Origin of the sequence: Capnocytophaga endodontalis, from assembly GCF_002209445.1 — a bacterium.
GTDB classification, from domain to species: domain Bacteria; phylum Bacteroidota; class Bacteroidia; order Flavobacteriales; family Flavobacteriaceae; genus Capnocytophaga; species Capnocytophaga periodontitidis.
In genome coordinates this window covers 2,345,307-2,371,504 of sequence record NZ_CP022022.1, presented here as the reverse complement: position 1 = coordinate 2,371,504, position 26,198 = coordinate 2,345,307, and the positions used below count along the sequence as shown (strand labels likewise).

The following is a 26,198-nucleotide window of genomic DNA, read 5'->3' as shown; positions in this document are numbered from 1 at the left end:
ACTATGACAACAGAAGTAAAACGCCCTACAATTAACAACAAGATTGAACATCTTGATATTAAACAGTACGAAAAAAAATTCACTGTTTATTACCCTAGTAGTTCAGATCCTTCTGATAAAGAATATGAATACAAGGAAGAAACGGAAGAATATATCTTAACAATAAAAGGAGACTATGAATATGGGTTTATCTACGAAAAGAAAATAAAATCTTTTCCTTATAATTACAGTATATTCAAATGTTTTTATCCTAATTTTTCTCTTCAATTTAAATTTATTGCAGCGAGAGTTATTAACTCAGAGTCAATTAATCTATTAGGGAATGGATATGATTTTAACGAAGGCGGAAAACTTATCAAGGTGGAAAACTACGATAAGGGGTGGAACTTTAGTTATGAGCAGGCTGTAAAATTTGCCCAAAACAAATATGACGAATATACTTTTAAGGAGATGAAAATTTACAAAACAACTGAAAACGGCTGGAAGTATTGGTTTCTTTCTGCTGGAGGTGATGGTCATGGTCATGGTGAAATAGAAGAACTTAAGTTAGATGGGCGAACAGGAGAAATATTATCTTATGTAATCAAGTACATTCCTCGTTATGGTGCTATAAAAGTACTAAAAGTAATAGTCCCCGATAAAACAGATAAAAACTATAAAAAGAAAACCACCTCTTTCAATGGCAAAACCTACACCGAAGAAGAGTGGAAAACTTTTGAGCAAGAACAATGGGAAAAATACCAAGCTAACAAAAACCATAAGAGCTTTTGGAATAAACTTTTTGGGTAAACCCCTTGTCCATTCAAAAAATCTTTCGTACATTTGTCCTCAACAAACACAATAAACTAACTACCAATGGAGAGCAACACTCACAACACCTCATCAGTCCCAGGTCGTGTGAACGACCCTCAAACTCTTGCCCGCTTTGCTTCCATAAAAAGTTATGACGACTATGTAAAGGACAAAAACAACCCCGTGGTAATGGTTACCCTCACCCTCGGCGACCAACCCTTTCTAAACAAAAACCACTTCGAAACCTTCCTTACCCAGCACACCAATGCCCACGACGAATTTACCATCGTAGTAAGTGATACCGCTATCGATGATTTTTACGGGCAAGTGATGAAAAACTCCAAAAACCTTCTAGGAGAAAAAATTACAATTCATTTTCACCAAAAAGGTAACATTATACAATCCTTCAAAGGAATTATAGCCAATATCTGCAATAAGAAAAACGAAGGAGGTGGCTACGGTAATTTATATATTTCAGGCTTTGCTCCCAGTATATTGTTAGACAGCGGAAAAGAATGCCAGTCGTATGAAAATAAAACCCTCAAAGAAATAGTAACACAAGCTACTGAAGAATATAAAGAAGTAACTATCAACACCGATGGCTTACTCAACACTAAGTACCAAATCCCCTATGTAGTACAATACAAAGAATCCGATTATCAGTTTATCCAACGCCTTGCCCGTCGTTACGGTGAGTTTTTCTATTACAATGGCACCCAGTTGATGTTCAACAACGAAACTCAAAAAACAGTAACCCTTTTAGAGGGAGGAGACCTGATAAATGTAGAGTTTGAACTAATGATCAAACCACAAAACTTCTCTTATATCTCTTACGATGTAGAAACAGGCAATACCGAACAGAAAACAACCCAAGAAGTCCATTTGCAGGACAAAATAAACCCTTTCCAGTATGCCGCAATCAAAGCCTCTGAAAAGGTATTTACCAAGAAACCAACAATTCCTTATAATGCAATCTCCGAACAATTTAGAGGTGATTATTTAAAAGATGTAGTTCGTCGTGAGAAAGAAAGCCGTGAGCAACTGATGCAAGTGCGAGGCAAAAGTAGAAATCCACATCTGCGCATAGGAGGCTTTATAAAGTTAAAGGATATCAACGATAAGCCGATGGAAAGCTATCGCATTATCGACATCAAGCACCACCAGTCGGGGTATGATTATGAAAACGAGTTTATCGCCATCCCCGATGTGTATATCGCTTACTATTACGATGAACAAGCCCTCCCACGAGCCGAACAGCAAGTAGCCCGAGTTACCGATAACAACGACCCTAAAGGCTTAGGGCGCGTGCGTGTACAGTTTATCTGGCAAGAAAAACATCAAACCAAAACCCCTTGGATACGCGTGGTACAACCCCACGCAGGAGGTGGCAAAGGCTTTTACTTCATCCCCGAAATAGGCGAAGAAGTATGGGTAGACTTTGAAGACCAAAATGCCGAACGCCCGGTTGTAGTAGGCAGCAACTATAACGGTAAGGAATACAGCCCTTTCCACAATACAAACAACGATATCAAAGCCATACAAACCCGTAGCGGACACAAACTCGTCTTCACCGAAGACGAAAGCATTTTGCTATCCGACAAAAATGGCAATACCTTAAGATTTGATACCCAAGGCAAGAACATAGAGATTTCTGCCCCTGAGAGTATCTCATTGTGTGCAGGTAAAGACCTCAATCTTAGTGCCGGCAACAATTTAGTGATGGACGTAGCCAACACAGCCTTTTTCAATGTATTACAACAAATGTTGGTAACTACTCCATTTATGAAACAACTCATTGCCGACTATTTCCACACCCAAGCTGGCAAAGCCCTAATAAACTCCGACCAAGAGATAAAGATAGAAGCCCGAGAAACCAATGTAGCAGGCACTGAAAAACTATTAGTCCACTCCGATAGAAACGCAACATTAAACAGCAAGGGGGTGCTATCAGTCAAAGGAGAACAAGGAAATAAGTATACAAATAAGGCTGAAGAGTATGAAGTTCAAGATACTACACCAATTGTAGAAAATGCGATAGCAATAGTTCATTTTAGACCTAAAAAAGGATGGAAGGGAGAGTTTGGTTTTGATTGGTTTAGAGAAAATACAGACTTTATTAATGATTCTGAAAACTATCGAGAAATAGTAGGAAGATACTATAAAAAAGATGATGCCTTCATGAAACAATTACTTTTGAGCGGAAATAGAATAGAAACTCTATCAGATTACTATATAGATGAACCTAATCAATGGTATATAGGAACAGATGTGTTTTTCAAAGTAGATCCTAATCAATATATATACAATGACAACAATAAATTAACAGAAAAATATAGATGTTTCAGATTTACAAAAGAACAAACAGAGAAAGAGAAAAAGAAAGAACAATTTATTCAGAACTTTGAATATTTAGGTTCATATATAGCACTTTTTCCTCAAACAGAAAATTATGGAATAAGTGAAGCTGAAATACAATTAAATATAACTACTTTTAATAAAAAAGCTAAACCAGATTATTTCATTTTTAAAGTAGATGGAAATGATTTAAAACCGGAAGACCCTATAAGTATTGATAAATTAAAAATAGAAGGAACTAATAACACTACTATAAAAATAAAATGTAAGACAGCAGAAAATTTTATCTCTAATAAAAAATTAGAGATATTTGCCGTAAGAGAAAAGGATAAAAAGACAGTCTTAGCAGGGTGTTTAACTATAATTGCTCCTATTGTAAAAAAAATAGATGTAGTGTTAGTTGGAGTGAAAGCAACTCTTAATCAGAAACATGATTATGGAAAGCCTATTAAAAACTGGGAATCTTATTTCAAAAAAATAGTTGCTCAGGCATTAATAAAAGTAAATATCATAAACGAAGATGATAATAAAGATATTAACATCAATATTTCAGGAGAAGCTAACACCTCTAATTCTTATACAATAAACAACAGAAACATAACAGATACTAAATATTTAACAAATGTATTGAACAGAGTGATGAATAATACAGATTCATATAATAAGTATGCAAATTATGTAAAAATATTTTTTTTAAATGCAAGTAGCAGAGGGGAAAATGCATATACTCAAGGAAATAATTGTGTTATATTTGACACTCATACAGAACAAACAATTCCTCATGAGTTCTTACATGCCTTAGGATTACCTCATTCTTTCTTTTTTGAAGCAAATAGTATTGTATATGAAGCTATGAATACATTCAATATTATGGATTATTCTCATTTACCAGAATCTCCTGTTCCCGTACTCCCAGGTAGAAAAGTACTTAGAGGGGAAGAAAGATTTTACACTTGGTTTTGGCAATGGGAGAGAATGAGAAAAAATAATTTGCTTTCAGAATAGATCTTAAAAAAACAAAGAATATGAAAAGAATTTTAATTTCATTAATTATTTTATCAATGATAGAATGTAGATTAACTAAAACTGATGATATAAATATGATGTCTTATAAAAACACCCTAAAAGATACTCTTATGTTTGAAAAATTTAATTTTGAGTTACACAAAAATAATTATTTAGGATATGATATAGATGATGAAATATCTCTAAATGGTTATTACAAACTTCCTGAAGGTGGAAGTTTTACGGCTGGGAATGGGCTTCAAGAAATATATTATATAGTGATTCCTCCATCACCAGCTTTCTATACTATACAGTATGACTATTACAAAAATGGTAATTTAAAAAGCAAGGGGAAATTTGCAGGACTTGATTCAGGTCTTGCCATAGGTTCTTGGGAATATTACGATGAATCTGGTAAAATTATAAAGAACATAGATAAGGAAAAAAAGTTAAAATATTGGACTTACAATAGAGTGTTGAATATTTTAGATAATGATAAGGTTATTAATCTAAGAATGGGAAAGAATAGGGAACCTGAAAAATTTTCTATTTATTTTGACGAATCAGAAGAATTATTACATTGTGAGATATTCAAAAAACAGCTTAGTGATAGAGTAGAAACTTATTGGGAATATATTTTTGACTGTAAAACAGGAAAATACACAAGGTGTGAATATGAGAGATACACAAAAAAAATGAATGAAATTCCTAATCTTCCTATCTTGAAAAAAAGTAAAGAGAATGAGGAGCTACAAAAAGAGAAAAAAGAATCTCCTTATCAAACCTTCCAAGGTAAAACCTACACCGAAGAAGAGTGGAAAGCCTTTGAGCAAGAACAATGGGAAAAATACCAAGCTAATCGAAATAAAAAGAGCTTTTGGGATAAACTCTTTGGATAACAACCTTAAAACTAACAGCCTATGAATATCATCACCAATACCGCAGAACTCAGTTGTAATCAAGGTACTACCAAAAGCAAACTTGTGGTTAGCAGTCAGGATTTTGTAACTATTGAGGACAAGCCTATTGCTACTGAGGGCGACAAACAAGCCAACGTAAATATAATGCCTTTTGGTCAGTGCAAACTGAAACCTACCTCAAGTGGTTATTTGCCTTGTATGCCTGCTCCTACAAAATGGGAGCAAACAGCTGCGAAAGATACTATCAACGATTTAAAAATCCTCACCGAAAAAAGTACCTGTCAATGTGCTGTGGGAGGTAAAATATCTGTTACCCATAAAGGACATAACGAACAACACGAAATAGAATAAAAACAAAAAATTGCACTTTTGTAATTTATTTGTATATTTGCCACGTTGAAAAACTATCAAAATGGAACACCTAACAGGAGTTATAAATGAGATAAATCACTTACCTTATGATATAAGGGCAGAAGTGCTATTAAACCATTTGTTAGACAAAGGAATCATCTCTGACAACGAGTATATAGTAAAACATCAAGGGCAATTTGTACGTGGTTATCGCACAGATGTACTAAGTGCAAAACTTACTGATTTCAACTACGATCCTACCCAACTGATAGAGGTAAGCCTTTCTCGCGATAGTTTGTACGATATACTCCCCGAAAGCATCGCTCACCATACCAAGAATGAAACTCAAGGCAAGGGTGTAGAAACAATGCTCAAAGATTACAGAGAAAGGAAACAAGAAGAAAAAGCTGCTCGTACCTTTTTCAGCCCTTTTGAGAATGAGATTTTTAAGTTAGGGGTAGAAATAGAATCCTTTGAACAAGATAGCTTTAAGGAACTCAATGCTAACGAAATCTCTACATTATTCTATGAACTTTGGGGTATTTCAAAAGATTTTCCTACGCTCTTAGTCTCTAAGTTTATACGATTATTGCCTTATAGCTACAAAATAGTAGGTAATATACCTCTTACAGTACAAATACTTTCAAAACTTTTAGGTGAAGAAGTACAGCTTAAAGAAAGAGAGTTTGCTACTTATTCTGATGAATCACAAGGTTTTTGCTTGGGAGAAGACATTTACTTAGGAGTGGATATGATCACAGGTACAGCCTATGAAGATTATACCAAGCACCTGACCCTTGAGATAGGTCCCTTAAAGCATTCTGCTTTCACCGATTATATACTTGGGGGCAATAAAGAAAAATTTGTAACAATGTTCTGTGAGCACTTTTTCCCTTTGGAAGTAGAAATCCAATTAAGTGTATTGCTCTCAGAAGAAGAAAGTCAATTTGAATTAAAAGAAAATAATGACCCTATCTTAGGTTATAACACTTGTATATGAAAAAGTTAAAGAATTATTTCATCAATTTGTTCGACCCGCAACTGTTGATACTACTGCTATTTTTAGTGGCTATGTGTATAGCCATTACTATTATTTTCTCAAAGAAAGTCCCTGAGTTCAAAAAGTATAAAACCAATATCTATATCTATCTGTTCCTAACAGTATTGGTATATACAGTCATTGCCTTTTTAGGATATAGCCGCCTCTTTGAAGGGAAAACCCTAAGTGAATTTATTTTCTATCAAATCTGTACCTTGACCCTTGGTGTCTTCCACTGCTATTTCTATCGCTTGTTTTTCAACAAATTCAAACTGGAGGACGATGTGTTCAAAGAACTATTCTTCGCCTTATTGGTGGTACTATATGCCTCAGTACCTTTCTTGTTAATTTACACTTTCTTAAATGGAATGTACTATTTGCCTTTGATGATGGGCAATTTCATAGTCTTTTTCATCCCTACTTTAGTGAATGCGAGCTTCAATCGTTCTCTAAAGATACCACCTAAAATCTACACCACTTGGCAATTTCCTGAAAACTACAAAGAGTTAGTAGGGGTGAGTGATGATGAGATGCGCGATTTAGTAGTATTCACACTTATGATAAAAAAAGAAGAAAAGGATAAAGACTACACTTTATATCGTGCCAAAGGACCTACCCGAATAGATTTCGGGCGCTTGTTCTACAATTTTGTAGAAGATTATAACGAGCGTTTTGCCGATGCCCCTATCGAGATACAAAATGAAGAAGGCTTTTATAATTGGGTATTCTTCAAACAACCTAAATGGTACGAATCCACTAAATATATAGACCCTAAGTTTACCCTATATATGAATGGAATAGAAGAGAATAGCTACATCATTTGTATGCGAACACTCGTTTCTGAGGCTGCAATGAATAATAATGAACAAGAAACAGATTTCGAATACAGCAAAGAAAAAGATAACGAACGAGTAAAAACATATTAAACCATGACAGAAAAACTCACCCATTTGCCAGTAAACTTTATTGATGGAATGAAAATCAATAAAAAGTATTTTATAGATATTCAAAACTTTGTCATCGATTCGGTACGCGATGCCATAGGGGTACATACCTCAATGCTTACCTATGGATTATTACCCGTCAATGACCCAGTGAGAATGAACCTGTCAGTAGACACCCATAAAAACCTCCGACTCCGTATAGAAGAATGCCACGCGATTACCCCTAATGGCTCTCGAATAGACATCAGTTCTAACACGGAACAGAGTACGCTCTCTTTTTCCTATCCCGAAATTATCAAAGAGATAAAAGAAGATGAGGTTGCATTACTAGCTTGTATTTCTGTCAATCCATTCAAGCGTGTCCCTTGTGGAGACCCTGACCCTGAGGAGAACCCACCACGCGACCCTTATACCGAGCCTGAATACTACCTTTCTTTAGTGAAGGAAGAGGAACTTAGAAAAGATATGGGTGTAGGAGGGCATTATCTCATTGTAGGAAAAATATGGGTAAGCGGAGGCAATACCAATCTTGATAGTTCTTATATCCCACCTTGTGTACTGGTAGCTTCTCATCAAAAACTACAGCAGTTATACAACGAAATCGACCGTTTCTATGGTCAGATGGAAATTTATGCTATCCAAATCGCTCAAAAAATACATACTAAAAACCAGACCAATAAATTAGCTACTATCATAGAGCAAATGACCGATAGAATGCTCTACTACTTAGCTACTGAAATCAATCATTTTCGCTGGCTTACACTCTATAGTACCCCTGCCGAAATGTTAGTGTCAGTAGTAGGTTTTGCAAGAGTGCTTAAGAACTTTATCGATGCTCGTTCAGGAGTGGGTAAAGAGGAATTGCTCAATTACTTTGCCGATTGGTGCAACGTAAGTCAAGGAGAGTTTGAAACAGTCTTCTCTGAGGTAATCAATACAGAATACAACCACAATCAAATAAGCGATGCTGTGGTGAAAGTTGAACGTTTTATGAAAACCTTAGAAGATTTATTTGCTATTCTAAACCGCTTAGACTTCATTGGTAAGAAACGTGATGGCAGCATTTTCGTATCTGAAATTACAAATGAAAAAAGCTCTCTACAACCTGAGAGAAGCAAGACTTTCTTAGCCGATTAATAGAAATTAACAACAAAAAAATAAACCTATATGGAAATATTAAATCAAAAAGAACGCACAAAAGCATTAGGCTTTTTCGTGTTATTTTTCGCTCTTGCTGTATTTGTTATAATTTTAGCACTCGTTGTCAATATCTACTTTCCTTTCAAGGAAAATGATTTGCTCAAGCAAGAAAATGCTCGTATACAACGAGAAATGAAATTTCAAGATAGCTTTTCTTTTCAGTTAGAAAAAGTAAAAGTGGCTGTAGATTCTATAGGAACACCTCAAGGGGGCTATAAAAACGATTTTTTCAACGAAAAATTAGCCCTTTCTATCCTTGCCGATATGTACAAGCAAATCCCTAAAGACTCTCTTAGAAATAAAAATATGTACAACAATACTATCTTGGTATACAAAGAGCTCATTGATGCTAAGAAACAAATAAAACAACTTACCATCAATCAAAAAACCTTAGATAGCCTTAGTACTATCAACAAAACTTTAAAAGAGGAATATGATAAGATGAAAGTAGATTTAGAAGTTTGCAAACAACTATACCAACAGGAATAAAGTAACTATAAAAGACAAATTGGATATGTTAAAAATATATTTACTTTCATTCATAAGTTTTATATGCTTTTCTTCTATCACTTTTGCTCAAGAAGAAAAAAAGCAAGATAGCTTGCAAATCATCTCAAAGAACCCCAAAGAGCCTGTTACTATCAATTGCAAGATAGTACAAGGTCATAAAAAACTAAAAGGAAGACATTTTGCAAGTGCACAACCTTTATATTTGCGTGCTAATAAAGATACACTCACTTATGGAGTGTTTCAGTTTGGCAGAAGAGGAAAAGATTTATTCCTATATGTCAAAATATTAGACGAATCTGTTTGCTTGAAAAAAGAAGAAAATTTTGATATGTTCTTTGCTTCAGGAGAAAAGATGACCCTAAAAAATCAATTTCCCATCAATTGTGAAGGAGCTTTTGCACATAAGTTAAATGCCAAAGAAATAGATGAAATTATTTTTAAAGAACTAACGAAAATCAGTATCTATACCTATTATAAAAATTATGAGTTTTTGATAAGTCCTAAACAAAGCGATGATATCATTACCCTAATACAATGTCTAAGAAGGTACAAGGTGAAATAATAAAAAATACTATGCCACTACCTGAAATAAAACTAACACTGCGATATGAAGACCGCTATCTGTCAGAAAAATGGAATGATAGAGATGCCGATAAAGTAGTGGTACGTACCGATACCCATTTTCAAAAACACACCATCAGTCTCCTCATTTCAGAACAATCCATAGGAAGTGTACAACTAAAAATAGACGACCATTGGGTGGAACTTCCTACCTACAAACTTACGGTTACAGACGACAAAACTGAAGAAATAAAGACTTTTCAGGTTACTCGTGACTTCCTTACCTTTAAAAAAGAAACTACCCAAAAGAGCTTTTTTTCATTCTTAGGCATCAAACGCTTTGATAAAACCACTTTCTTGTATGAAAATATAGCCTTTGAACCTGAAAAAGACAGTATAGAGAGTTTCGAGCTATCGCATTATCGCAAATTGTCCAACGATTCTTTGTCCTATCAGTTTCAAAGTGGAGATAAAAAACTCCTTATCTATGCAGGGAGCTTAGAAGACTTTACAAAACCTACAGATATAGATAGTTACTTTATCATTGTAGATAGTAATGACGGACAAAGTTTTATAGGAGATATTTCCTATCGAGAAAAAATGCTAAAGCTCACCCCTAAAGTAACACTCCAAGTTATCAAACGCACAAAAATAGCCAAAGAATTCTCTTTTGATAACAAAGGAAAAGTACAGAAACTCATTTATTTGTAAACTCCTAATCTCCTAAAATTCAAAAGATTTTTTATTCAAAAACTTGTTTTTTCAAAAAAACTTCCGTACATTTGTCCGCAGCAATACAAAAGCTAACTAGCAATGAAAAATAATAATAACAACACCTCATCAGTCCCAGGTCGTGTAAACGACCCCAAAACCTTTGCAAAATTTGCTTCGGTGAAAAGTTTTCAAGATTTTTTGAAAGATAAAGATAATCCTGTAGTGATGATTACCCTTTCCCTCAAAGGAGAAGGTTTTTTAGATAGAGCTACTTTTTCTTTACAACTTTCCCAACACACCAATGCCCACGACGAATTTACCATCGTAGTAAACGATACAGCTATCGACGACTTCACAGGGCAAGTGATGAAAAACTCCAAAAATCTTCTGGGAGAGAATATAACCATTCATTTCCATCATCGCGGAAACATTGTACAGTCATTCAAAGGCATTATAGCCAATATTCGTAACCGCAAAGACGAAGGAGGCGGACACGGCAGGCTCTATATCTCTGGCTATGCACCAAGTATCATTTTAGAAAATGGCAAAGACTGTCAGTCGTATGAGAACAAAACCCTTCCTGAAATCATTGCTGAAGCCACGACTGAATATCCACAAGAAGCCAAGGTAAATACCGAAGGAATGATCAATACCAAGTATAAAATTCCTTATGCGGTACAATACAAAGAATCCGATTATCGCTTTATCAGTAGGTTAGCCCGTCGTTATGGCGAGTTTTTCTACTACAATGGCACCCAGCTCATTTTTAGCAACGAAGCACAGAACACAGTAGAGCTTTTTGAAGGAGATGATATGATCGATGTAGAGTTTGAACTAATGATCAAGCCTCAAAACTTCACCTATTTGTCCTATGATGCCGAAACAGCAGGTACAGAACAAAAAAAGACTCAAGAGGTACGAGTGCAGGACAAAGTGAATCCTTTTCAGTTTGCTGCTATCAAAGCCTCAAACAAAGTCTTTACCAAAGTACCCGAGATGCCCTATGTAGCCATACCCGAACAGTTCAGAGGTGATTATTTAAAAGATGTAGTACGCCGAGAGAAAGAAAGCCGTGAACAGCTGATGCAAGTGCGAGGCAAAAGTCGCAACCCACACGTGCGCATCGGAGGCTTTGTAAAACTCAAAGACATCAATCGCAAGCCAATGGAAACCTACCGAGTGATAGATATCAAACACTATCAATCAGGTCAAGACTACTACAACGAGTTTATCGCTATTCCTGATGTATATATCGCTTACTATTACGATGAAGAAGCTCTTCCGAGAGCCGAACAGCAAATAGCCAGAGTAGTGGACAACAACGACCCTAAGGGCTTAGGACGCGTGCGCGTACAATTTATTTGGCAAGTAGCCAAGAAATTACAAACCCCTTGGATACGCGTAGTACAACCCCACGCAGGAGCCGACAAAGGCTTTTACTTCATCCCCGAAGTAGGCGAAGAAGTATTAGTTGATTTTGAAGACCAAAATGCCGAACGCCCTTATGTAATAGGCAGCAACTACAACGGCAAGGAATTCAGTAAATACCATACCTCAGGCAACGACAAGAAAGTGATACACACCCGTTCAGGTACTAAAATTATCTTCAATGATGCCGAAGGTAGTGTGTTTATAGAAGACCCTAGTGGTAACACCTATTTAATGGACGGACAAGGAACTATAAAAGTTGAAGCACCAAAAAATATCATTTTCAAAGCAGGAGAAGATATCAAAATGGAAGCAGGTAACAATGTAGCTACTACAGCTAAAAACAATATAAGCCTTTCTGCCCAAGAAGGTAGTGTTTCCAATTTAGCAAAATGTGATATTGTCAATCATTCCGAAAATATTTCTAACACTGCCAAAAATTGTGTAGAGATAAAAGCTCAAACACTTTTAGCCAATCTCTCTAGCGAAGCCGAAATTGAAAGTGCTAAAAACCTTGTGCTTAAAGGCGGAAATACCGAAGTTTCTGGTACTATTAATAAACTTGAACTCCCTTAATAATATGTCAAAAATAGTCGCTTTATTAACAGACATAACCTCCGAAGGAAGTGTAGTGCTCACTCAACAAACTGGAGCAACGCTCAATGGTATGCCCATCGCTACCAAAGGATGTAAAATCACTTACAAAGGTAGCCCTACCGATCAACCTGTTGAGTTTGCCTCAGGAGTATTGCTCAATGGGCAACCTCTTACTTTTGTAGGTGCTAAAACTTCTGCCGGTACTGCTATTATATCCACAGGTAAAACCACGGCTACTATAGGCCAGGTGAAAAAAGAACAGCCGTCTGTCCTACAACAAGAACCCCTCGAACAAAAACAAAGAAAAATAGTCCTAAAAAGTACTTACCCTTATGATGAACTCTATGATATATCAAAACAATTATCTAAAAGTACTTTCATAAATCTCTTAACTTCTTTCTTTGAACAGGATATCCCTTGGAAATCTTACGAGGATTTATACAGAAGATTAAGGCGAGACAAAAAAACCTTAATGCCTCCTATTGTTGTAGTCGAAGAGCATTTAAAAGGCAATAGATATGCCGCTTTTAATAGTGATACTGAAAGTATAGAAATTAGAAGGTCTTGTGTAATACAAGCTGTCGAAGGAAATAAAAACGAACGAGAAAATGCCAAACAACTCCTCTTGTTAGCTTTATTAGAAGAGTATGGGCATTATATCGACCATTATTTGCGAAACCACTGTTCAAAAGTAGGAGGCGATGCTAAAAAAGACGAAGGAGCCGTCTTTTCTTATTATCTCACAAACTATTGGATAACCGATAAAAAAATAGATTTTGGCACCATAGAAATTGATGGGGTTGCAACTCCTCTTTCTATAGACCTTAGCAAAGTAGTACAGGACTTTAATGAGTTGAAAAAAAGAATTGAAGAAGACCAGAAGGAAGGTCCCAGAGAGTTTTTCACTTCAGGCAAAAAAGATAGCGAAAATAGTGAGTATGGGCATTTCGATTTTATTAAAGTCTTAGAAGAGAAAAGAATTCTAAACAAATATGGAATCTGTTGGATTTATTTAGGTAACTATTTGCGCGATATGAGCCAAGTAGTTACCCCTATGCTTACTGCCTTAAGTAAAAGTGATAGAGCCCTCATCGATGGGGTATCTCCACGTATTTTAGAAAACAAGCCCGCTTTTTTAGACTCTTTCCTATTGTCTCGTAACACTTGGGCAAATGTGATCGAAGCAATGGCTGCCAATTTTATCATTACCGAAATGGGAACTGGGTTAGAAGGAAGTAAAAACAATGAACCCAATTTTTTAGAAGATGTTTTAAAGCCAAGTGAAGTGGGGGGATTAGAAGAAAATGATAATGAATCTACTAATAACAGAAGAAGTAGAAAGAAAAAATACAAAAAAATCTTAAAAGACAAAGGAGTAGTATATGGATTAAAATTAGCTGATTTTGCAGGAAAATATGTCCATTTTATAAAATATTTTGACGAAGTTACTCCTGAACTATTGGGCGTTTCTCGTACTGAAGAACATATCGATAACCCGCTTACAGCCTTTACTTTCGATGAAAAAACGAAAGATTATTACTATTGCCCTCCTGAAGCCAAACCATCTCTCTCCGATGTGTATGGTATGAAGCGTTACATCCGTAATGAAAGTAAAGGAGTAGAAATACCTGCAGATGATCAAACAGACCTTGTAAAAAAACAAGGAAAATATGCTTCAGGACTCCCTACAGCAGTAGAGACGATGAGAAAGTTTTTCAAAGAGGGGGTTACTACGTTCAAAGATAAACACAAAGCTGATAAAGACCGTTTGTTAGGGCTTACCGATATAGGTGCCGCCCTCCATATCTTGGAAGATTATTTCGCTCATAGTAACTTCTGTGAAATATTGCTTATCAAATTAGGAGTATCTGTATATCCTTGGGTAGATATAACCGATGCCGAACTCCGTAACTACAACAACACTCAAAAACCCTTCGAAGTAAAAAATATACTACCAAAAGACAACAAGGGTAATATTGCTAATAATGACAAAAGTAAAAATCCTTATTTTGAGGATATTGATGAGCTTTACACTTCCTTAAGTGAAAAAGGAGATTGTATTCTATTACCTAGTTTTGAAGTAAAGGGGGTCTATTTTCTATTCAAACCTAAGGAAGAAAAGAATTATAAGCTTTATCTTGCTTCTTATGAGGGAGGTAAATCAACAACTTCCAAAAAAAATACAAAAGTGAGAAAAGAAAAAAGAACACCTATACTTGATAACAATGTAGAATTGTTTTCAAAGGATTTTAGGTTGTATATAAAAAATACTCTAAATGCACCTTTAGAGTGTACCCCTGAGCGAAAGAATACAATTCAATCTTACAAGGGTTTAAGATGTCATATCGCAGATGACAATATTCTTGATAACAAAAATAGCCTCTATAACCACGCTCAATACATCCCTGTTGTTACAGGTTTCTTCGCTACCGACGATGCGGTACATTCTGTATTGGAATTGATAAATAGTATTATTGAAGAAGAAAAAACTTCTATGCTCGCAGTACCATTGGAAGGAGAAACTGATGAAAAACCTGTAATGCTCGAAATAGCTGATTTAATTATCATCTATATCTTGCGCGACCTGATGCTTAGCCAATACGAACAAAATGGAGTCGCTATTGATACTGGAGAGAACCGTGCTTCTAAGTTTTTAAAAATCTATATGGATTATGTAAAAGTTCGTGACACTTTTAATAGATTTTACGATTTTTACGAAAAATTTGACCTCCTTAAAACTTCTAAGAAGCTTTTAAAAAAATTTGTAGAACGTATAAATACAGAAATCAAAAACTACATAAAGCAAACATTCAAAGAGGTTTTAGAAACCTTAGCAAAAACTATTGTAACAGCTCAAAATTATCATATCGAAAAAATAAGTACAAATCCTACCCATAGCCAGCTCGCTAAAGACGACCCCTCTCACCCACTACACTCCTTAGCCGGTAAATTAGCACGCCATTGTATAGAAGAAATGATAGGTATCTTTAGAGCTTTAGCTTCTGCTGAAAATAAATATGAAACTGAAAAAATGGGGGAGATCATTCTTTCTCCAGATGATATAGCTGAAATGTTTATAGAAAAAGCCTTGAGCTTTATGCAACATCCTTGCCAAACCAATTGGGCTGATGATATCGCTTTGGAATGGTTATACTCTTCCGCCGATAATATCCAAGCCTTGCACCAGCACGAATATGAGTTTAGAAATGCTAAACACACGGGAAAAGAAGCCGAAGAGGATCTAAAAAAATTACAAGCTTCTCTCAATTCAGCTATAGAAAAAATAAAAATAACCGCTGAATTTGTTCAAGATACTTGTGAAACAATAACCGACTTTATAGAAAAAACAGAAAATTTCATTGATAAAGTAGGTAAAGAAGCAGTTAAAAAAATTAACGAAGCTTTAAGAACATTAGAAAAAGCAAGAGATGAAATACAGAAAAAATTCAAATTACTCTTTGAGGATGAACCAAACGATGACCAAATCCTTATCAAACATAATTTAGAGATAAACATTAGGGATGCCAATGAGAGGATTGCTTATATATTAAATGAATTGTCCCCTTACACTCATTCCAATAATTTTTCACCTACCCTGCAAGGAATGCAAAAAGCTTTTTGCGAACAGGAAAGCCTAAAAAATTATAACAAACGATTGGGAATGAATGATTTCGAATCAAAAATGTATGATTACTTAAAAGTAACCGACGACAAGCAATACGCTAAAAGCAGTGGAAGTGAAGAACAATACCAGCAGTATTGTAAAAACATTTTCCAAAAAGAACAGCAATACATTGCTCAAACCGCCGATTATTATATCAATCGTATTTACCGAAGAAGCTCATTAATAGTAGAACCCAATAAAAGAAATGCCTAAAATGAAAAAAGTATTAATTATTCTTGCAACTGCCCTTGTAGTTTTTGCTTGCAACGGGCAAACACCTAAAAACAAACACACTGACACCTCCACTACCCCCAAAACCATTACAGAAAAAGAAGCTATTGAAGCCTTTAAAAAACAAAAACACCGCTTTGAGATCAAAGGGTATAAAATATATTACAATGAACAATTGATGAAACTGGATTCGGTTACCCATTTTATAAAACGAATAGGAGAGCCTTCTTTTAATAAAAGAGGCCAAATTGTTTGGGGAACTATACCTATATGGGGATTTCGTTATTCTACTATGGAAAGATTCTTCATCTATTTTCGTCCTTTTTTTGAAGGGAATCGGTATTTTACAGAAGATAGTCACGATCCCACTGCTAAACCCTTAAAACAAATGCCTGTAATAGATGGGTATATGTTAGTAGAGGGGCACCCTATCCATAAAGATACAACGCCTAAAGAGCTTTCAGAAATATTAGCTCCTATCTATGGAGATAATTTTACTAACTTAATGGGAACCCCTACCATAGTTTTTGAACTCAAAGAAGACCAAATCAAAGAAATCATTCCTCATTGGGGTGCCGATAAAGCCTACGACAATATCTTTATAGGTTTTGAATTTATACGCGACCCTAAAACAAAAGAAGTTAAGGGGCTAAAATCAGTGGAATATTCCAATTTTATGATGTAAAACAAAATAGTATCGCTTTTGCGGCTTGCCCCCTTCTTTCGGAAGGGAAGTCGCGAAAGCGAGTATGTGGAGGGGTAGGACTATAAATAAACATTAGAACCCGATAAAAGAAATGCCTAAAATGAAAAAAGTATTAATTATTCTCGCAACCGCCCTTGTAGTCTTTGCTTGCAACGGGCAAACACCTAAAAACAAACACACTGATACTACCACTACCCCAAAAACCATTACAGAAAAAGAAGCTATTGAAGCCTTTAAAAAACAAAAACACCGCTTTGAGATCAAAGGGTATAAAATATATTATCGGAACTTAAACAATACAAAGTAGAATAATCAAAAACACTCACAACAAACTGTATGAAAGGAATATATTACAAACTCCCTATCGATTTTGGAGGTCTAATGAAAAAACAAGACCTTGCTAAAATAGCTTTAGAAGATTCTATCTCTCAATCTATCTATACCCTAATGACAACTGTTTTTGGAGAATGTAAGTTCGATGAAACCTATGGTTGTGAACTATGGGATACTGATTTCGACCTTCTCAAAAGCGATGACGAGCTAAAAGTTTTTGTCGCTAAAAGTTTGAAAAATAGTATCATTCAACACGAAAAACGAATTTTTCTACAAGATATAGAAATAAAAATTTCAGAACAAAACTTAGGAGAAATAAACAAAAAGCGAATAAAGAAAAAAGTATTAGTATCTGTAAGAGCCATTGTTTTAGAAACCAATCGTCCTTTTGTTTATGATTTTTCTTTTTTTGTAAGCCCCTTGTCTTATTAATATTTTAGCATAATCATACACTATAAATCACATAATTATAGATGAATCAGGAACAGATAAAAAATAGAATGATAAAAAGAGCTTCACGAATGTGGGGCTATAGTGAGTTAGAGTCCGAAAGTGCTTTCGACCCAGTTTTAGAATTGCTTCTTTCAGCTTGTGCTTCAGAACTTGAAAAATTGCGCTTTGAACAAGAAAATTCCCGCGCACGAATTACAGATCGAATCCTTGAGATTATTTTCCCCAATCAAATAGTAGGAGTGGTACCTTCTCAAACATTGTTGCAACTCACCCCTGTAGAAAATAACGTCCAGCTCTCTCGTTATAATCATTTCAAGGCTATCAAAAAAACTCAAAATATATACGACCCAACTCAGGTAAATACAAAAGATATCTATTTCAGTCCTACTTTAGAAATGAAACTTACCACTGCTCAGGTAAAATATTTGCTCTATGGCAATAAAGTGCTACAACAAGAAAGTTTTTTCTATCAGGAAGAGATAGCTCGCTCAGAGAGGAATATCCCTTCAGGCGAGTTTTGGATAGGAATACACGCTCCAGAAGTAGAAAAATTAGAAGATTTGTGTTTTTACATAGATGTAAATAACAAAGAGCAAAAAGAGTTTTTCACCTATTACCTTCAACAAGTAAAAGTCTTTTCAGAGGGCAAAGAATATGAATTGGTAGAAGGATATAACACACCTACTAATAGTATTGAATACGAAAACATTATCTCTAAGAATTACACAGGTATAGATGCTATATGCAACGAAGTAAATCAATTCTATCAAGCAAATTTCTTTACTCTAAAAGGTACTATTTATCCTAAAACAGAAGAAGAAAAATCGGTAGCAACTACTTTATTAGAGAACTACTTCCTCGATCATAAGTTTATTACAGAGAAAGATATTATATGGTTACAGTTCAAGTTTTATGAAGTCATTACACCTAAAGTCCTAGAAAATGTGCGTATCGCTCTAAACTGTGTGCCTGCTATCAATATACGTAATACCGAAGATTACAAACGTATCAAAGGACAGCTTACTATTTACCCTATTACTGGAGAAGATTCCTTCTTAGATATAGATTATATATCTGATAACTACAAAAAAAGATATGATGTAAAGAATTATTTATCAGATGATAATATTTCCATCGTGTTAAGACGAGGAGGTGTAGCTCGCTTTGACGAAAGAAATGCCTTAGAACACCTGCAACACCTCTTAGGTCTTATTAGAGAGGAAACCGCTTCTTTTTCAGCTATAGGAAATGATTTCGCTATCGAAGAAGAACTCAAACAAATAGGTCAAAACTTAGCCTCTATCTATCAAAATATAAAAGAAAAAAATCTATCACTAAATCCCAATCCATATCTAATATTCTCTTCTAATAATAAAGAAATGGATATGAATTTTACCATTTCCTATTGGCACACAGCCGCAGAAGAAGGAAATGATATAAAAACAGGTATCTCATTAGTTTGTGATAGTGAAAACAAAACAGCCATTAGTAAAGCTATTGTTGTAAAACCTTCCTTTGGAGGTAGACGCGGACTTACTACTTCCGATAAAATTTTAGAATATCGCAATGCATTGCTTTCACGAGGTAGAATTGTTACCATTGCCGATGTAAAAACCTTTGCTAAAAGCCATTTCAAGCACACAATCAAAGGATTAGATGTGCAAAAAGGCACTAAAAAAGAGGTCTCACTAAAAGGAGGCTTTAAAAGAACTATAGATATTTACCTAAATAAAAACAAAGAAGTAGATATCAACGCAACAGAATGGGAATACTTAAAGGATAGTTTCTTGATTAAATTAGAAAAAGCCTCTACAAATATTTATCCCTATAGGATTTTTGAGAAGTAATTCAACATCACCGTGTAAAACTATACATTTCTTTTACAGAAATATATCAAAAAAAGCATTTTATTTAGGTGCTTTTTCCTTTTCTTGTTTAAAAAAAATCATAATCATTTATCTGTTTTACAAGCAGTTAAAATATATTTCAAAAATATTTTGAAAAATATTTGATTAAAAATTTGCATTGTATTTTAAAATTAACTACATTTGTCCCGTAATCAAGTTTGATAATAATAAAAAAACATCATTCAATGCTAACAAACAAAGGAATAGGAGGCAATGAAGTGCCGATAGATGCAAGTGAAGCTATTTTAGAGATAGCTCCCAATCGCACATTGATAGCTCAAAAGCTCAGTGCAGAAAACCCCATAAAGCCCGAATTAGTAGAAGGTCTCAATACCTTAGACAAGGTATTCGAGCACTTCAAGCCTACTGTAAAAGTAGATTTTGAAGATAGCGAAGGAGCTACCAAAGTAGAAGAATTGACCTTTAAAAACTTGGGAGATTTTGGCACTAAAGGAATTACAGCTCAAAGCACTTTCCTTACGGGATTGGCTACAGAAAAGGATCAATATCAGAAAATAATCAAACAGCTCAAAACAAACAAGCTCCTTAAAGCAGCCTTAGAAGATCCTGATGCTAAAAAAGCTCTACAGGACACTTTAGAAGCTCTAATAGCTGAGTTGAGTTAATTCTTTAAATTCCTAATTAAATATTTGAAACAATGTCAAATAAAATAGAAACAGTAAATACAGCATCACAGGCACAAGAATCTGTTAAGAAATCACCTATTTCATTAGAAAAGTCATTAGATAAATTAGTGCGTTATGGAGGTTTTGATTTGTTAGAAGCATCCATAGAGAACGTACAAAATGTAAATCCTGATAGGAATGCTCGTAGAAAGATATTCCTTACCGAAAGTAGCAAGCAAAAAGAAAGAGATACCCTAAAGAAAACATTAGAACTTTGGGCAAGTGTTTTAAAACAAAGTGATTCTTTGGTTGAAATGGTCGCACATTGTGAAGACCAACAAAAATCAGCAGAAGAATTGCTCTCTAAAAACTTATACAATGCTGTAGAGGCTACTCGTGAGTTAGAAACAAACTATCGAACCATAGCTTTGTTCTATAAAAATACTGAGGAAGACAAAATTAAAAATGTTACAGTGATGAACGCTTCCTTAGAGCAACTTAAAGACCTTGATAACACACGTTTTATTGATACCATACACGCCGAGCTTTCCGATAACTACGATCGTTTAGACCTTAGAAATAACTATGGCTTGTTAGTGATTCCAGGTTATTTAGGTTCTAATATGGTAGTTGAAAAATGGGCAAAAATCGCTCATGAAAATAAAGTAATGCTTGTTACTGACTTTGAACATTTAGACGAACCTGATGATGTAATGGAGATGTTTGATGAAGCTCAGCTTACAGGAGGGGATGTTTATCGCGCCAATGTGCTAATGACTTGCAACTGGTTAGTAGGTAGAGGTCGTTTCAAAGAAATAGGTGAAACAACCGATTTATTTGTACCACCTTCCGCTGCTTTAGCTGGAAAAATCTACAAAACATTGATGTCTCAGGTAACTGCCGGAAAGAAATTTGGAGGTATCAACGAAGTAGAAGGCGTACGTTTCGACTTGAAGAAAAGCGAAATAGCCAACTTAGAAAGTTTAGGACTTATCCCTATGGTAAATGAATACGGAAAAGTAATGGCTTTCTCAGGTAAAACATTGTTCAATGGAGATAACTTAGGACTACAAACGTATTCTGTAGTACGTGTGTTCGACTATGTGACCAAAGTGCTAATGGATTTCCTTAACCGTAGAGCTTTTGAGAATTTTACAGCTACTACTCGTAAGGATATTATGAACCAAATTGTCCAATTCTTGGATAGCATCACAGGTCCTAAAAACCTTATTGAGAATTTCGAGATAAGACGATTTGAACAAGACCCTAAACAAAAAGACAGAATCTATTTAGATATTCATATGAAACCTTATTTCCCCGCTAAAAACTTCCTTATCAAAATGGATGGACACAAGGGAACTGATGCTAATGAATGGGATACTGAATATGAACAAAAGTAAAGTACCTCTTATGAAAGAAATCTAATCCTAAACAAAATAATATAAGGTTTAGATTCTAACATAAGGCATTGGAGACATTTTATATATATTTCCATAATTGGTATTATTGAGTATTAAATTTTAATTTATTTTAATTATGTCGTTTAAATGCAAACTGAATGTTGCTGGTAAAGAACGCAACATCGTTTCCGTTGACTACGGAATGTTACAAGAGACCGACGTCACAGGTAGACCTTCTTCGGTTACCAGAGGTGGCAAAATTACTATCACTGTGGAAAGCACTGGTGATACCGACCTTTTTGAGTGGATGACCAACTCCTTCGAACGCAAGGATGGAAGCATCATCTTCCTCAAAAGAGACAGCGAGGCTACTTTGAAAGAGCTAAAATTTAAAGAAGCTTACATCGTGAAGTACAAAGAAGATTTCGATGCAGCAGGTGATAATCCGCTGACAGAAACCTTTACACTCTCTGCCAAAGAGATTGAAATGGGTACAGCCAAACATACCAATGAATGGGTGTAATCTTCTTTTGATTTTTTAATGTAATTATTAATCTTTTAAATTTTTAAGCGTATGTCTTTCAAAGCCAAACTAAAAGTAGCCGGCAAAGAATATAATGTTCTTAGCGTTAGTTATGCATTGTTCCAAGAAACAGATGCAACAGGTCGTCCTTCTACCGTTACACGTGGTGGAAAAATTGATGTAATAGTGGAAAGCACAGGAGAAGCTGACTTCTTCGAGTGGATGACCAATTCTTTTGAACGTAAAGACGGTAGTATCACTTTCTTAAAAAGAGATAGTGAAGCTACCCTAAAAGAATTGAAATTCACTGAGGCTTATCTTGTAAAACATCGAGAGCATTTTGATGCCTCAGGAGAAAAACCCCTCACTGAATCCTTTACCATTTCTGCAAGGAAATTAGAAATGGGTACAGGTGCCTACGAAAATGAGTGGGTGTAAAACTTATGAAAATTGGGTAGCGCTTTAGAGTGCTGCCCAATTTTTGTAAAAATAAAACTAAAGTATAATCCATAAAACAAAGAATTTATATGGCTCTGATAAAAAAAACTGATAGAATGGATATTTATTTGGAAGAATATAGGCAGGTTATACTTATTCGTGAAAAGTGGAAATATAATTGGCTTAATGAAAGAAATACCTCAAGTTGGAATTTATTTGAAAAAAGAGATTTTCATAATAAAGTTGATAATATCATTTGGAAAACTTGGGGAGGTCAGTTTAAAATAAAAGTTATAGGTAATTCAATTTTTGCTCAAAAATATAAAAATAAATTTTTCACAATTAATTTTGATATTCAATGGGTAATACAAAATCCTCATTGGAATGTAAATGTAAGAAAAATTGCAAAGAATACTTCTTATAGAAGTAATGTGAGATGGAATGATAGAGAAATCAATTTAGACACTGAAGATACAAAGATGAGGAAGGACTACAAACAAGTGCCTGTGGGACATGAGTTTGGACATGCTATTGGTTATCTATATGATGAATATAATAGTACTCTCTCTATTAATAATGGGTTTCTTTTTGACCAAGATAGTATAATGAATGTTGGTATGGAATTGAGAAATAGGCATTTGCAATATATTATCTATCAATTATCTACTATTTATCCTAATACAACATTTCAGTTAATATAATGCACTATGAAGTTTTTATGTGTTTTTATTGCAATGAATTATTTATTTGCAGCTCAATGTAAAAATGAAGAATTACAAAATTTACAGAATTTTAATATGACAGTAATAAATGCTGAAAAAGATTCTTTATTACAAAATTTTGAAAACCTATCGTATGATAAAAATATTGAGAAATATTATAAAAAGTTAGGGTATTCACTTGTGAAAGAAACTACTTTTCTTATGGGAGATTATTCTGATGGTTCAATTTCTGAATTTAGAATTGAATTACTCAATATTTTTTCTGAAAAAGAAATACAAGAAAAAGATATTCTTATAAAAGAAGTTACTTGGCAAATTGATAAAAATAATAATTTAACAATTTGGTACAAAAGAGAAAATAAGAAATGGAAACCGTTAAAATTTTTCATTTATAATAAGGATACAAACTTTTAACTAACAATTTTAAAAATAAAAAGAATATGTCATTCAAAGTTAAATTAGAATTAGAAGGTAAAACCTACAATGTATTAGCTTGTAAATATAATTTTACACAAGATGTAGATCAAACAGGACTACCTAAAGGAATGCCAAGAGGTGGTGAGATCTTTATTCGTTTGGAAAGTACAGGAGAACCTGACTTGTTCAAATGGATGAATAGCGTTAGTGAAACCAAAGATGGTAAGATTATTTACTATCGTAGAGATGCAATGAGCAAATTGCAGGAACTTTCTTTTAAAAAGGCTTTCTGTATAAGTTTTACAGAAGACTTTAATGCCAATAGCACAGAACCCTTGCAAATTGAACTTGTTCTATCTGCTCAGCAACTCATTGTAAATGGAGTACCACATAACAAACAATGGAAAATGGGTATTTAAATTTGTAATCTCAAATTTCATCCGTAAAAAAAGAATCTTATGAATAACAACACCTCATCAGTCCCAGGTCGTGTGAACGACCCCAAAACCTTTGCAAAATTTGCTTCGGTGAAAAGTTTTCAAGATTTTTTGAAAGATAAAGATAATCCTGTAGTGATGATTACCCTTTCCCTCAAAGGAGAAGGTTTTTTAGATAGAGCTACTTTTTCTTTACAACTTTCCCAACACACCAATGCCCACGACGAATTTACCATCGTAGTAAACGATACAGCTATCGACGACTTCACAGGGCAAGTGATGAAAAACTCCAAAAATCTTCTGGGAGAGAATATAACCATTCATTTCCATCATCGCGGAAACATTGTACAGTCATTCAAAGGCATTATAGCCAATATTCGTAACCGCAAAGACGAAGGAGGCGGACACGGCAGGCTCTATATCTCTGGCTATGCACCAAGTATCATTTTAGAAAATGGCAAAGACTGTCAGTCGTATGAGAACAAAACCCTTCCTGAAATCATTGCTGAAGCCACGACTGAATATCCACAAGAAGCCAAGGTAAATACCGAAGGAATGATCAATACCAAGTATAAAATTCCTTATGCGGTACAATACAAAGAATCCGATTATCGCTTTATCAGTAGGTTAGCCCGTCGTTATGGCGAGTTTTTCTACTACAATGGCACCCAGCTCATTTTTAGCAACGAAGCACAGAACACAGTAGAGCTTTTTGAAGGAGATGATATGATCGATGTAGAGTTTGAACTAATGATCAAGCCTCAAAACTTCACCTATTTGTCCTATGATGCCGAAACAGCAGGTACAGAACAAAAAAAGACTCAAGAGGTACGAGTGCAGGACAAAGTGAATCCTTTTCAGTTTGCTGCTATCAAAGCCTCAAACAAAGTCTTTACCAAAGTACCCGAGATGCCCTATGTAGCCATACCCGAACAGTTCAGAGGTGATTATTTAAAAGATGTAGTACGCCGAGAGAAAGAAAGCCGTGAACAGCTGATGCAAGTGCGAGGCAAAAGTCGCAACCCACACGTGCGCATCGGAGGCTTTGTAAAACTCAAAGACATCAATCGCAAGCCAATGGAAACCTACCGAGTGATAGATATCAAACACTATCAATCAGGTCAAGACTACTACAACGAGTTTATCGCTATTCCTGATGTATATATCGCTTACTATTACGATGAAGAAGCTCTTCCGAGAGCCGAACAGCAAATAGCCAGAGTAGTGGACAACAACGACCCTAAGGGCTTAGGACGTGTGCGTGTACAATTTATTTGGCAAGAAAAATACCAAGCCCAAACCCCTTGGATACGCGTAGTACAACCCCACGCAGGAGCAGACAAAGGCTTTTACTTTATTCCCGAAATAGGCGAGGAAGTATTGGTTGATTTTGAAGATCAGAATGCCGAACGCCCGTTTGTAGTAGGAAGCAACTACAATGGTAAGGAATTTAGTAAATACCATACAGCAGGCAACGACAAGAAAGTGATACACACCCGTTCAGGTACTAAAATCATTCTCAATGATGGGGAAGGTAGTGTATTTATAGAAGACCCCAGTGGTAATACTTACCTAATGGATGGACAAGGAAATATCAATGTAAGTGCTCCTAAGAATATTAGTTTTACAGCGGGAGAAAATGTAAATATCAAAGCGGGAACTAATTGTATTATGGAAGTAGGAAATGATATGTTCACTACTGTACAAAATAACAATAGTGTAGAAATTGTTAATAACCATAGTTTTAAATCTAAGGACTATAAACAGACAGTACAAGGAGCTAAAACAATAGATATTGAAGGTAATTTAGTAGAAAACACAGCAGAGACTACCCATACAGCAAAGAAAGGAAATATTACCATACAGAGTGCGGGTGTTTCTAAGGTGTTAGGTAAAAAAGATGCTATGGTCAATAAAGGATAGCT

24 protein-coding genes are annotated in these 26,198 nt (G+C 35.0%); all 24 read left to right on the top strand.

What is annotated here, in order from left to right:
- Window positions 1-3: 3 nt before the first annotated feature.
- The 24 genes from CBG49_RS10730 to CBG49_RS10615 all read left to right on the top strand — a co-directional run bounded on the left by CBG49_RS10730 (window position 4) and on the right by CBG49_RS10615 (window position 26,196).
- Entirely contained in the window at window positions 4-789 is a 786-nt protein-coding gene (locus CBG49_RS10730) for a hypothetical protein (RefSeq protein WP_157668393.1), read from the top strand.
- 66 nt (window positions 790-855) lie between these two features.
- A complete protein-coding gene (locus CBG49_RS10725; RefSeq protein WP_088594458.1) occupies window positions 856-4,152 on the top strand; it encodes a type VI secretion system Vgr family protein in 3,297 nt (1,098 codons plus the stop codon).
- Window positions 4,153-4,172: 20 nt separating this feature from the next.
- Window positions 4,173-5,051 carry a hypothetical protein gene (locus CBG49_RS10720; protein ID WP_157668392.1) on the top strand — a complete coding sequence of 293 codons (879 nt, stop codon included), beginning with the start codon at window positions 4,173-4,175 and terminating at the stop codon, window positions 5,049-5,051.
- Between the two features lie 21 nt (window positions 5,052-5,072).
- Window positions 5,073-5,423, top strand: a complete 351-nt coding sequence (locus tag CBG49_RS10715) for a DUF4280 domain-containing protein (protein ID WP_088594456.1) — start codon at window positions 5,073-5,075, stop codon at window positions 5,421-5,423.
- Between the two features lie 61 nt (window positions 5,424-5,484).
- The gene (locus tag CBG49_RS10710; protein WP_088594455.1) at window positions 5,485-6,423 is read left to right on the top strand and encodes a type VI secretion system baseplate subunit TssG; all 939 of its coding nucleotides are present in this window, start codon (window positions 5,485-5,487) and stop codon (window positions 6,421-6,423) included.
- Window positions 6,420-7,388 carry a TssN family type VI secretion system protein gene (locus CBG49_RS10705; protein WP_088594454.1) on the top strand — a complete coding sequence of 323 codons (969 nt, stop codon included), beginning with the start codon at window positions 6,420-6,422 and terminating at the stop codon, window positions 7,386-7,388. Before CBG49_RS10710 ends, CBG49_RS10705 begins: the two co-directional genes overlap by 4 nt.
- 3 nt (window positions 7,389-7,391) lie before the next feature.
- Window positions 7,392-8,543, top strand: a complete 1,152-nt coding sequence (locus tag CBG49_RS10700) for a hypothetical protein (RefSeq protein ID WP_088594453.1) — start codon at window positions 7,392-7,394, stop codon at window positions 8,541-8,543.
- Window positions 8,544-8,573: 30 nt separating this feature from the next.
- Window positions 8,574-9,095: a type VI secretion system TssO gene (gene tssO / locus CBG49_RS10695; protein WP_088594452.1), complete on the top strand. Its 522-nt coding sequence runs from the start codon at window positions 8,574-8,576 to the stop codon at window positions 9,093-9,095.
- Between the two features lie 25 nt (window positions 9,096-9,120).
- On the top strand, window positions 9,121-9,678 hold the full coding sequence (locus CBG49_RS10690) for a hypothetical protein (protein ID WP_088594451.1): 558 nt from the start codon (window positions 9,121-9,123) through the stop codon (window positions 9,676-9,678).
- Window positions 9,651-10,388: a hypothetical protein gene (locus tag CBG49_RS10685; protein WP_227002883.1), complete on the top strand. Its 738-nt coding sequence runs from the start codon at window positions 9,651-9,653 to the stop codon at window positions 10,386-10,388. The genes CBG49_RS10690 and CBG49_RS10685 overlap by 28 nt, the downstream gene beginning before the upstream one ends.
- A gap of 102 nt (window positions 10,389-10,490) precedes the next feature.
- Complete coding sequence (locus CBG49_RS10680; RefSeq protein WP_227002882.1) at window positions 10,491-12,395, top strand: type VI secretion system Vgr family protein; 1,905 nt, start codon at window positions 10,491-10,493, stop codon at window positions 12,393-12,395.
- 4 nt (window positions 12,396-12,399) lie between these two features.
- The gene (locus CBG49_RS10675) at window positions 12,400-16,293 is read left to right on the top strand and encodes an HET-C-related protein (RefSeq protein WP_157668391.1); all 3,894 of its coding nucleotides are present in this window, start codon (window positions 12,400-12,402) and stop codon (window positions 16,291-16,293) included.
- A gap of 1 nt (window position 16,294) precedes the next feature.
- On the top strand, window positions 16,295-16,996 hold the full coding sequence (locus CBG49_RS10670; RefSeq protein WP_157668390.1) for a hypothetical protein: 702 nt from the start codon (window positions 16,295-16,297) through the stop codon (window positions 16,994-16,996).
- 121 nt (window positions 16,997-17,117) lie between these two features.
- A complete protein-coding gene (locus CBG49_RS10665) occupies window positions 17,118-17,324 on the top strand; it encodes a hypothetical protein (RefSeq protein ID WP_157668389.1) in 207 nt (68 codons plus the stop codon).
- 29 nt (window positions 17,325-17,353) lie between these two features.
- A complete protein-coding gene (locus tag CBG49_RS10660; RefSeq protein ID WP_088594448.1) occupies window positions 17,354-17,782 on the top strand; it encodes a GPW/gp25 family protein in 429 nt (142 codons plus the stop codon).
- A 41-nt stretch (window positions 17,783-17,823) separates the two neighbouring features.
- On the top strand, window positions 17,824-19,650 hold the full coding sequence (locus CBG49_RS10655) for a type VI secretion system baseplate subunit TssF (RefSeq protein WP_088594447.1): 1,827 nt from the start codon (window positions 17,824-17,826) through the stop codon (window positions 19,648-19,650).
- Window positions 19,651-19,895: 245 nt separating this feature from the next.
- The gene (locus tag CBG49_RS10650) at window positions 19,896-20,336 is read left to right on the top strand and encodes a hypothetical protein (protein WP_088594446.1); all 441 of its coding nucleotides are present in this window, start codon (window positions 19,896-19,898) and stop codon (window positions 20,334-20,336) included.
- A gap of 32 nt (window positions 20,337-20,368) precedes the next feature.
- A complete protein-coding gene (locus CBG49_RS10645) occupies window positions 20,369-21,736 on the top strand; it encodes a DUF5458 family protein (protein ID WP_088594445.1) in 1,368 nt (455 codons plus the stop codon).
- Window positions 21,737-21,872: 136 nt separating this feature from the next.
- Complete coding sequence (gene tssD / locus CBG49_RS10640; protein WP_009411176.1) at window positions 21,873-22,259, top strand: type VI secretion system tube protein TssD; 387 nt, start codon at window positions 21,873-21,875, stop codon at window positions 22,257-22,259.
- Between the two features lie 51 nt (window positions 22,260-22,310).
- Window positions 22,311-22,697, top strand: coding sequence for a type VI secretion system tube protein TssD (gene tssD / locus CBG49_RS10635; protein WP_016479764.1), 387 nt, complete (start codon window positions 22,311-22,313; stop codon window positions 22,695-22,697).
- 89 nt (window positions 22,698-22,786) lie between these two features.
- The gene (locus CBG49_RS10630) at window positions 22,787-23,398 is read left to right on the top strand and encodes a hypothetical protein (protein WP_157668388.1); all 612 of its coding nucleotides are present in this window, start codon (window positions 22,787-22,789) and stop codon (window positions 23,396-23,398) included.
- 6 nt (window positions 23,399-23,404) lie between these two features.
- A complete protein-coding gene (locus tag CBG49_RS10625; RefSeq protein WP_157668387.1) occupies window positions 23,405-23,833 on the top strand; it encodes a hypothetical protein in 429 nt (142 codons plus the stop codon).
- Between the two features lie 26 nt (window positions 23,834-23,859).
- Window positions 23,860-24,255: a type VI secretion system tube protein TssD gene (tssD, locus tag CBG49_RS10620; protein WP_088594442.1), complete on the top strand. Its 396-nt coding sequence runs from the start codon at window positions 23,860-23,862 to the stop codon at window positions 24,253-24,255.
- Window positions 24,256-24,294: 39 nt separating this feature from the next.
- Window positions 24,295-26,196 carry a type VI secretion system Vgr family protein gene (locus CBG49_RS10615; protein ID WP_088594441.1) on the top strand — a complete coding sequence of 634 codons (1,902 nt, stop codon included), beginning with the start codon at window positions 24,295-24,297 and terminating at the stop codon, window positions 26,194-26,196.
- Window positions 26,197-26,198: the final 2 nt, after the last annotated feature.

What these genes read in the sequence shown, in the direction of transcription:
- CBG49_RS10730 (WP_157668393.1), top strand. Translation starts at nt 4, where the DNA reads ATGACAACAGAAGTAAAACGCCCTACAATTAACAACAAGATTGAACAT.
- CBG49_RS10715 (WP_088594456.1), top strand. Translation starts at nt 5,073, where the DNA reads ATGAATATCATCACCAATACCGCAGAACTCAGTTGTAATCAAGGTACT.
- CBG49_RS10625 (WP_157668387.1), top strand. Translation starts at nt 23,405, where the DNA reads ATGAAGTTTTTATGTGTTTTTATTGCAATGAATTATTTATTTGCAGCT.
- CBG49_RS10665 (WP_157668389.1), top strand. Translation starts at nt 17,118, where the DNA reads ATGAAAAAAGTATTAATTATTCTCGCAACCGCCCTTGTAGTCTTTGCT.
- CBG49_RS10725 (WP_088594458.1), top strand. Translation starts at nt 856, where the DNA reads ATGGAGAGCAACACTCACAACACCTCATCAGTCCCAGGTCGTGTGAAC.
- CBG49_RS10655 (WP_088594447.1), top strand. Translation starts at nt 17,824, where the DNA reads ATGAATCAGGAACAGATAAAAAATAGAATGATAAAAAGAGCTTCACGA.
- CBG49_RS10705 (WP_088594454.1), top strand. Translation starts at nt 6,420, where the DNA reads ATGAAAAAGTTAAAGAATTATTTCATCAATTTGTTCGACCCGCAACTG.
- tssD (WP_009411176.1), top strand. Translation starts at nt 21,873, where the DNA reads ATGTCGTTTAAATGCAAACTGAATGTTGCTGGTAAAGAACGCAACATC.
- CBG49_RS10700 (WP_088594453.1), top strand. Translation starts at nt 7,392, where the DNA reads ATGACAGAAAAACTCACCCATTTGCCAGTAAACTTTATTGATGGAATG.
- CBG49_RS10660 (WP_088594448.1), top strand. Translation starts at nt 17,354, where the DNA reads ATGAAAGGAATATATTACAAACTCCCTATCGATTTTGGAGGTCTAATG.
- CBG49_RS10630 (WP_157668388.1), top strand. Translation starts at nt 22,787, where the DNA reads ATGGCTCTGATAAAAAAAACTGATAGAATGGATATTTATTTGGAAGAA.
- tssD (WP_088594442.1), top strand. Translation starts at nt 23,860, where the DNA reads ATGTCATTCAAAGTTAAATTAGAATTAGAAGGTAAAACCTACAATGTA.
- CBG49_RS10675 (WP_157668391.1), top strand. Translation starts at nt 12,400, where the DNA reads ATGTCAAAAATAGTCGCTTTATTAACAGACATAACCTCCGAAGGAAGT.
- CBG49_RS10645 (WP_088594445.1), top strand. Translation starts at nt 20,369, where the DNA reads ATGTCAAATAAAATAGAAACAGTAAATACAGCATCACAGGCACAAGAA.
- CBG49_RS10650 (WP_088594446.1), top strand. Translation starts at nt 19,896, where the DNA reads ATGCTAACAAACAAAGGAATAGGAGGCAATGAAGTGCCGATAGATGCA.
- CBG49_RS10710 (WP_088594455.1), top strand. Translation starts at nt 5,485, where the DNA reads ATGGAACACCTAACAGGAGTTATAAATGAGATAAATCACTTACCTTAT.
- tssO (WP_088594452.1), top strand. Translation starts at nt 8,574, where the DNA reads ATGGAAATATTAAATCAAAAAGAACGCACAAAAGCATTAGGCTTTTTC.
- CBG49_RS10685 (WP_227002883.1), top strand. Translation starts at nt 9,651, where the DNA reads ATGTCTAAGAAGGTACAAGGTGAAATAATAAAAAATACTATGCCACTA.
- tssD (WP_016479764.1), top strand. Translation starts at nt 22,311, where the DNA reads ATGTCTTTCAAAGCCAAACTAAAAGTAGCCGGCAAAGAATATAATGTT.
- CBG49_RS10670 (WP_157668390.1), top strand. Translation starts at nt 16,295, where the DNA reads ATGAAAAAAGTATTAATTATTCTTGCAACTGCCCTTGTAGTTTTTGCT.
- CBG49_RS10720 (WP_157668392.1), top strand. Translation starts at nt 4,173, where the DNA reads ATGAAAAGAATTTTAATTTCATTAATTATTTTATCAATGATAGAATGT.
- CBG49_RS10615 (WP_088594441.1), top strand. Translation starts at nt 24,295, where the DNA reads ATGAATAACAACACCTCATCAGTCCCAGGTCGTGTGAACGACCCCAAA.
- CBG49_RS10680 (WP_227002882.1), top strand. Translation starts at nt 10,491, where the DNA reads ATGAAAAATAATAATAACAACACCTCATCAGTCCCAGGTCGTGTAAAC.
- CBG49_RS10690 (WP_088594451.1), top strand. Translation starts at nt 9,121, where the DNA reads ATGTTAAAAATATATTTACTTTCATTCATAAGTTTTATATGCTTTTCT.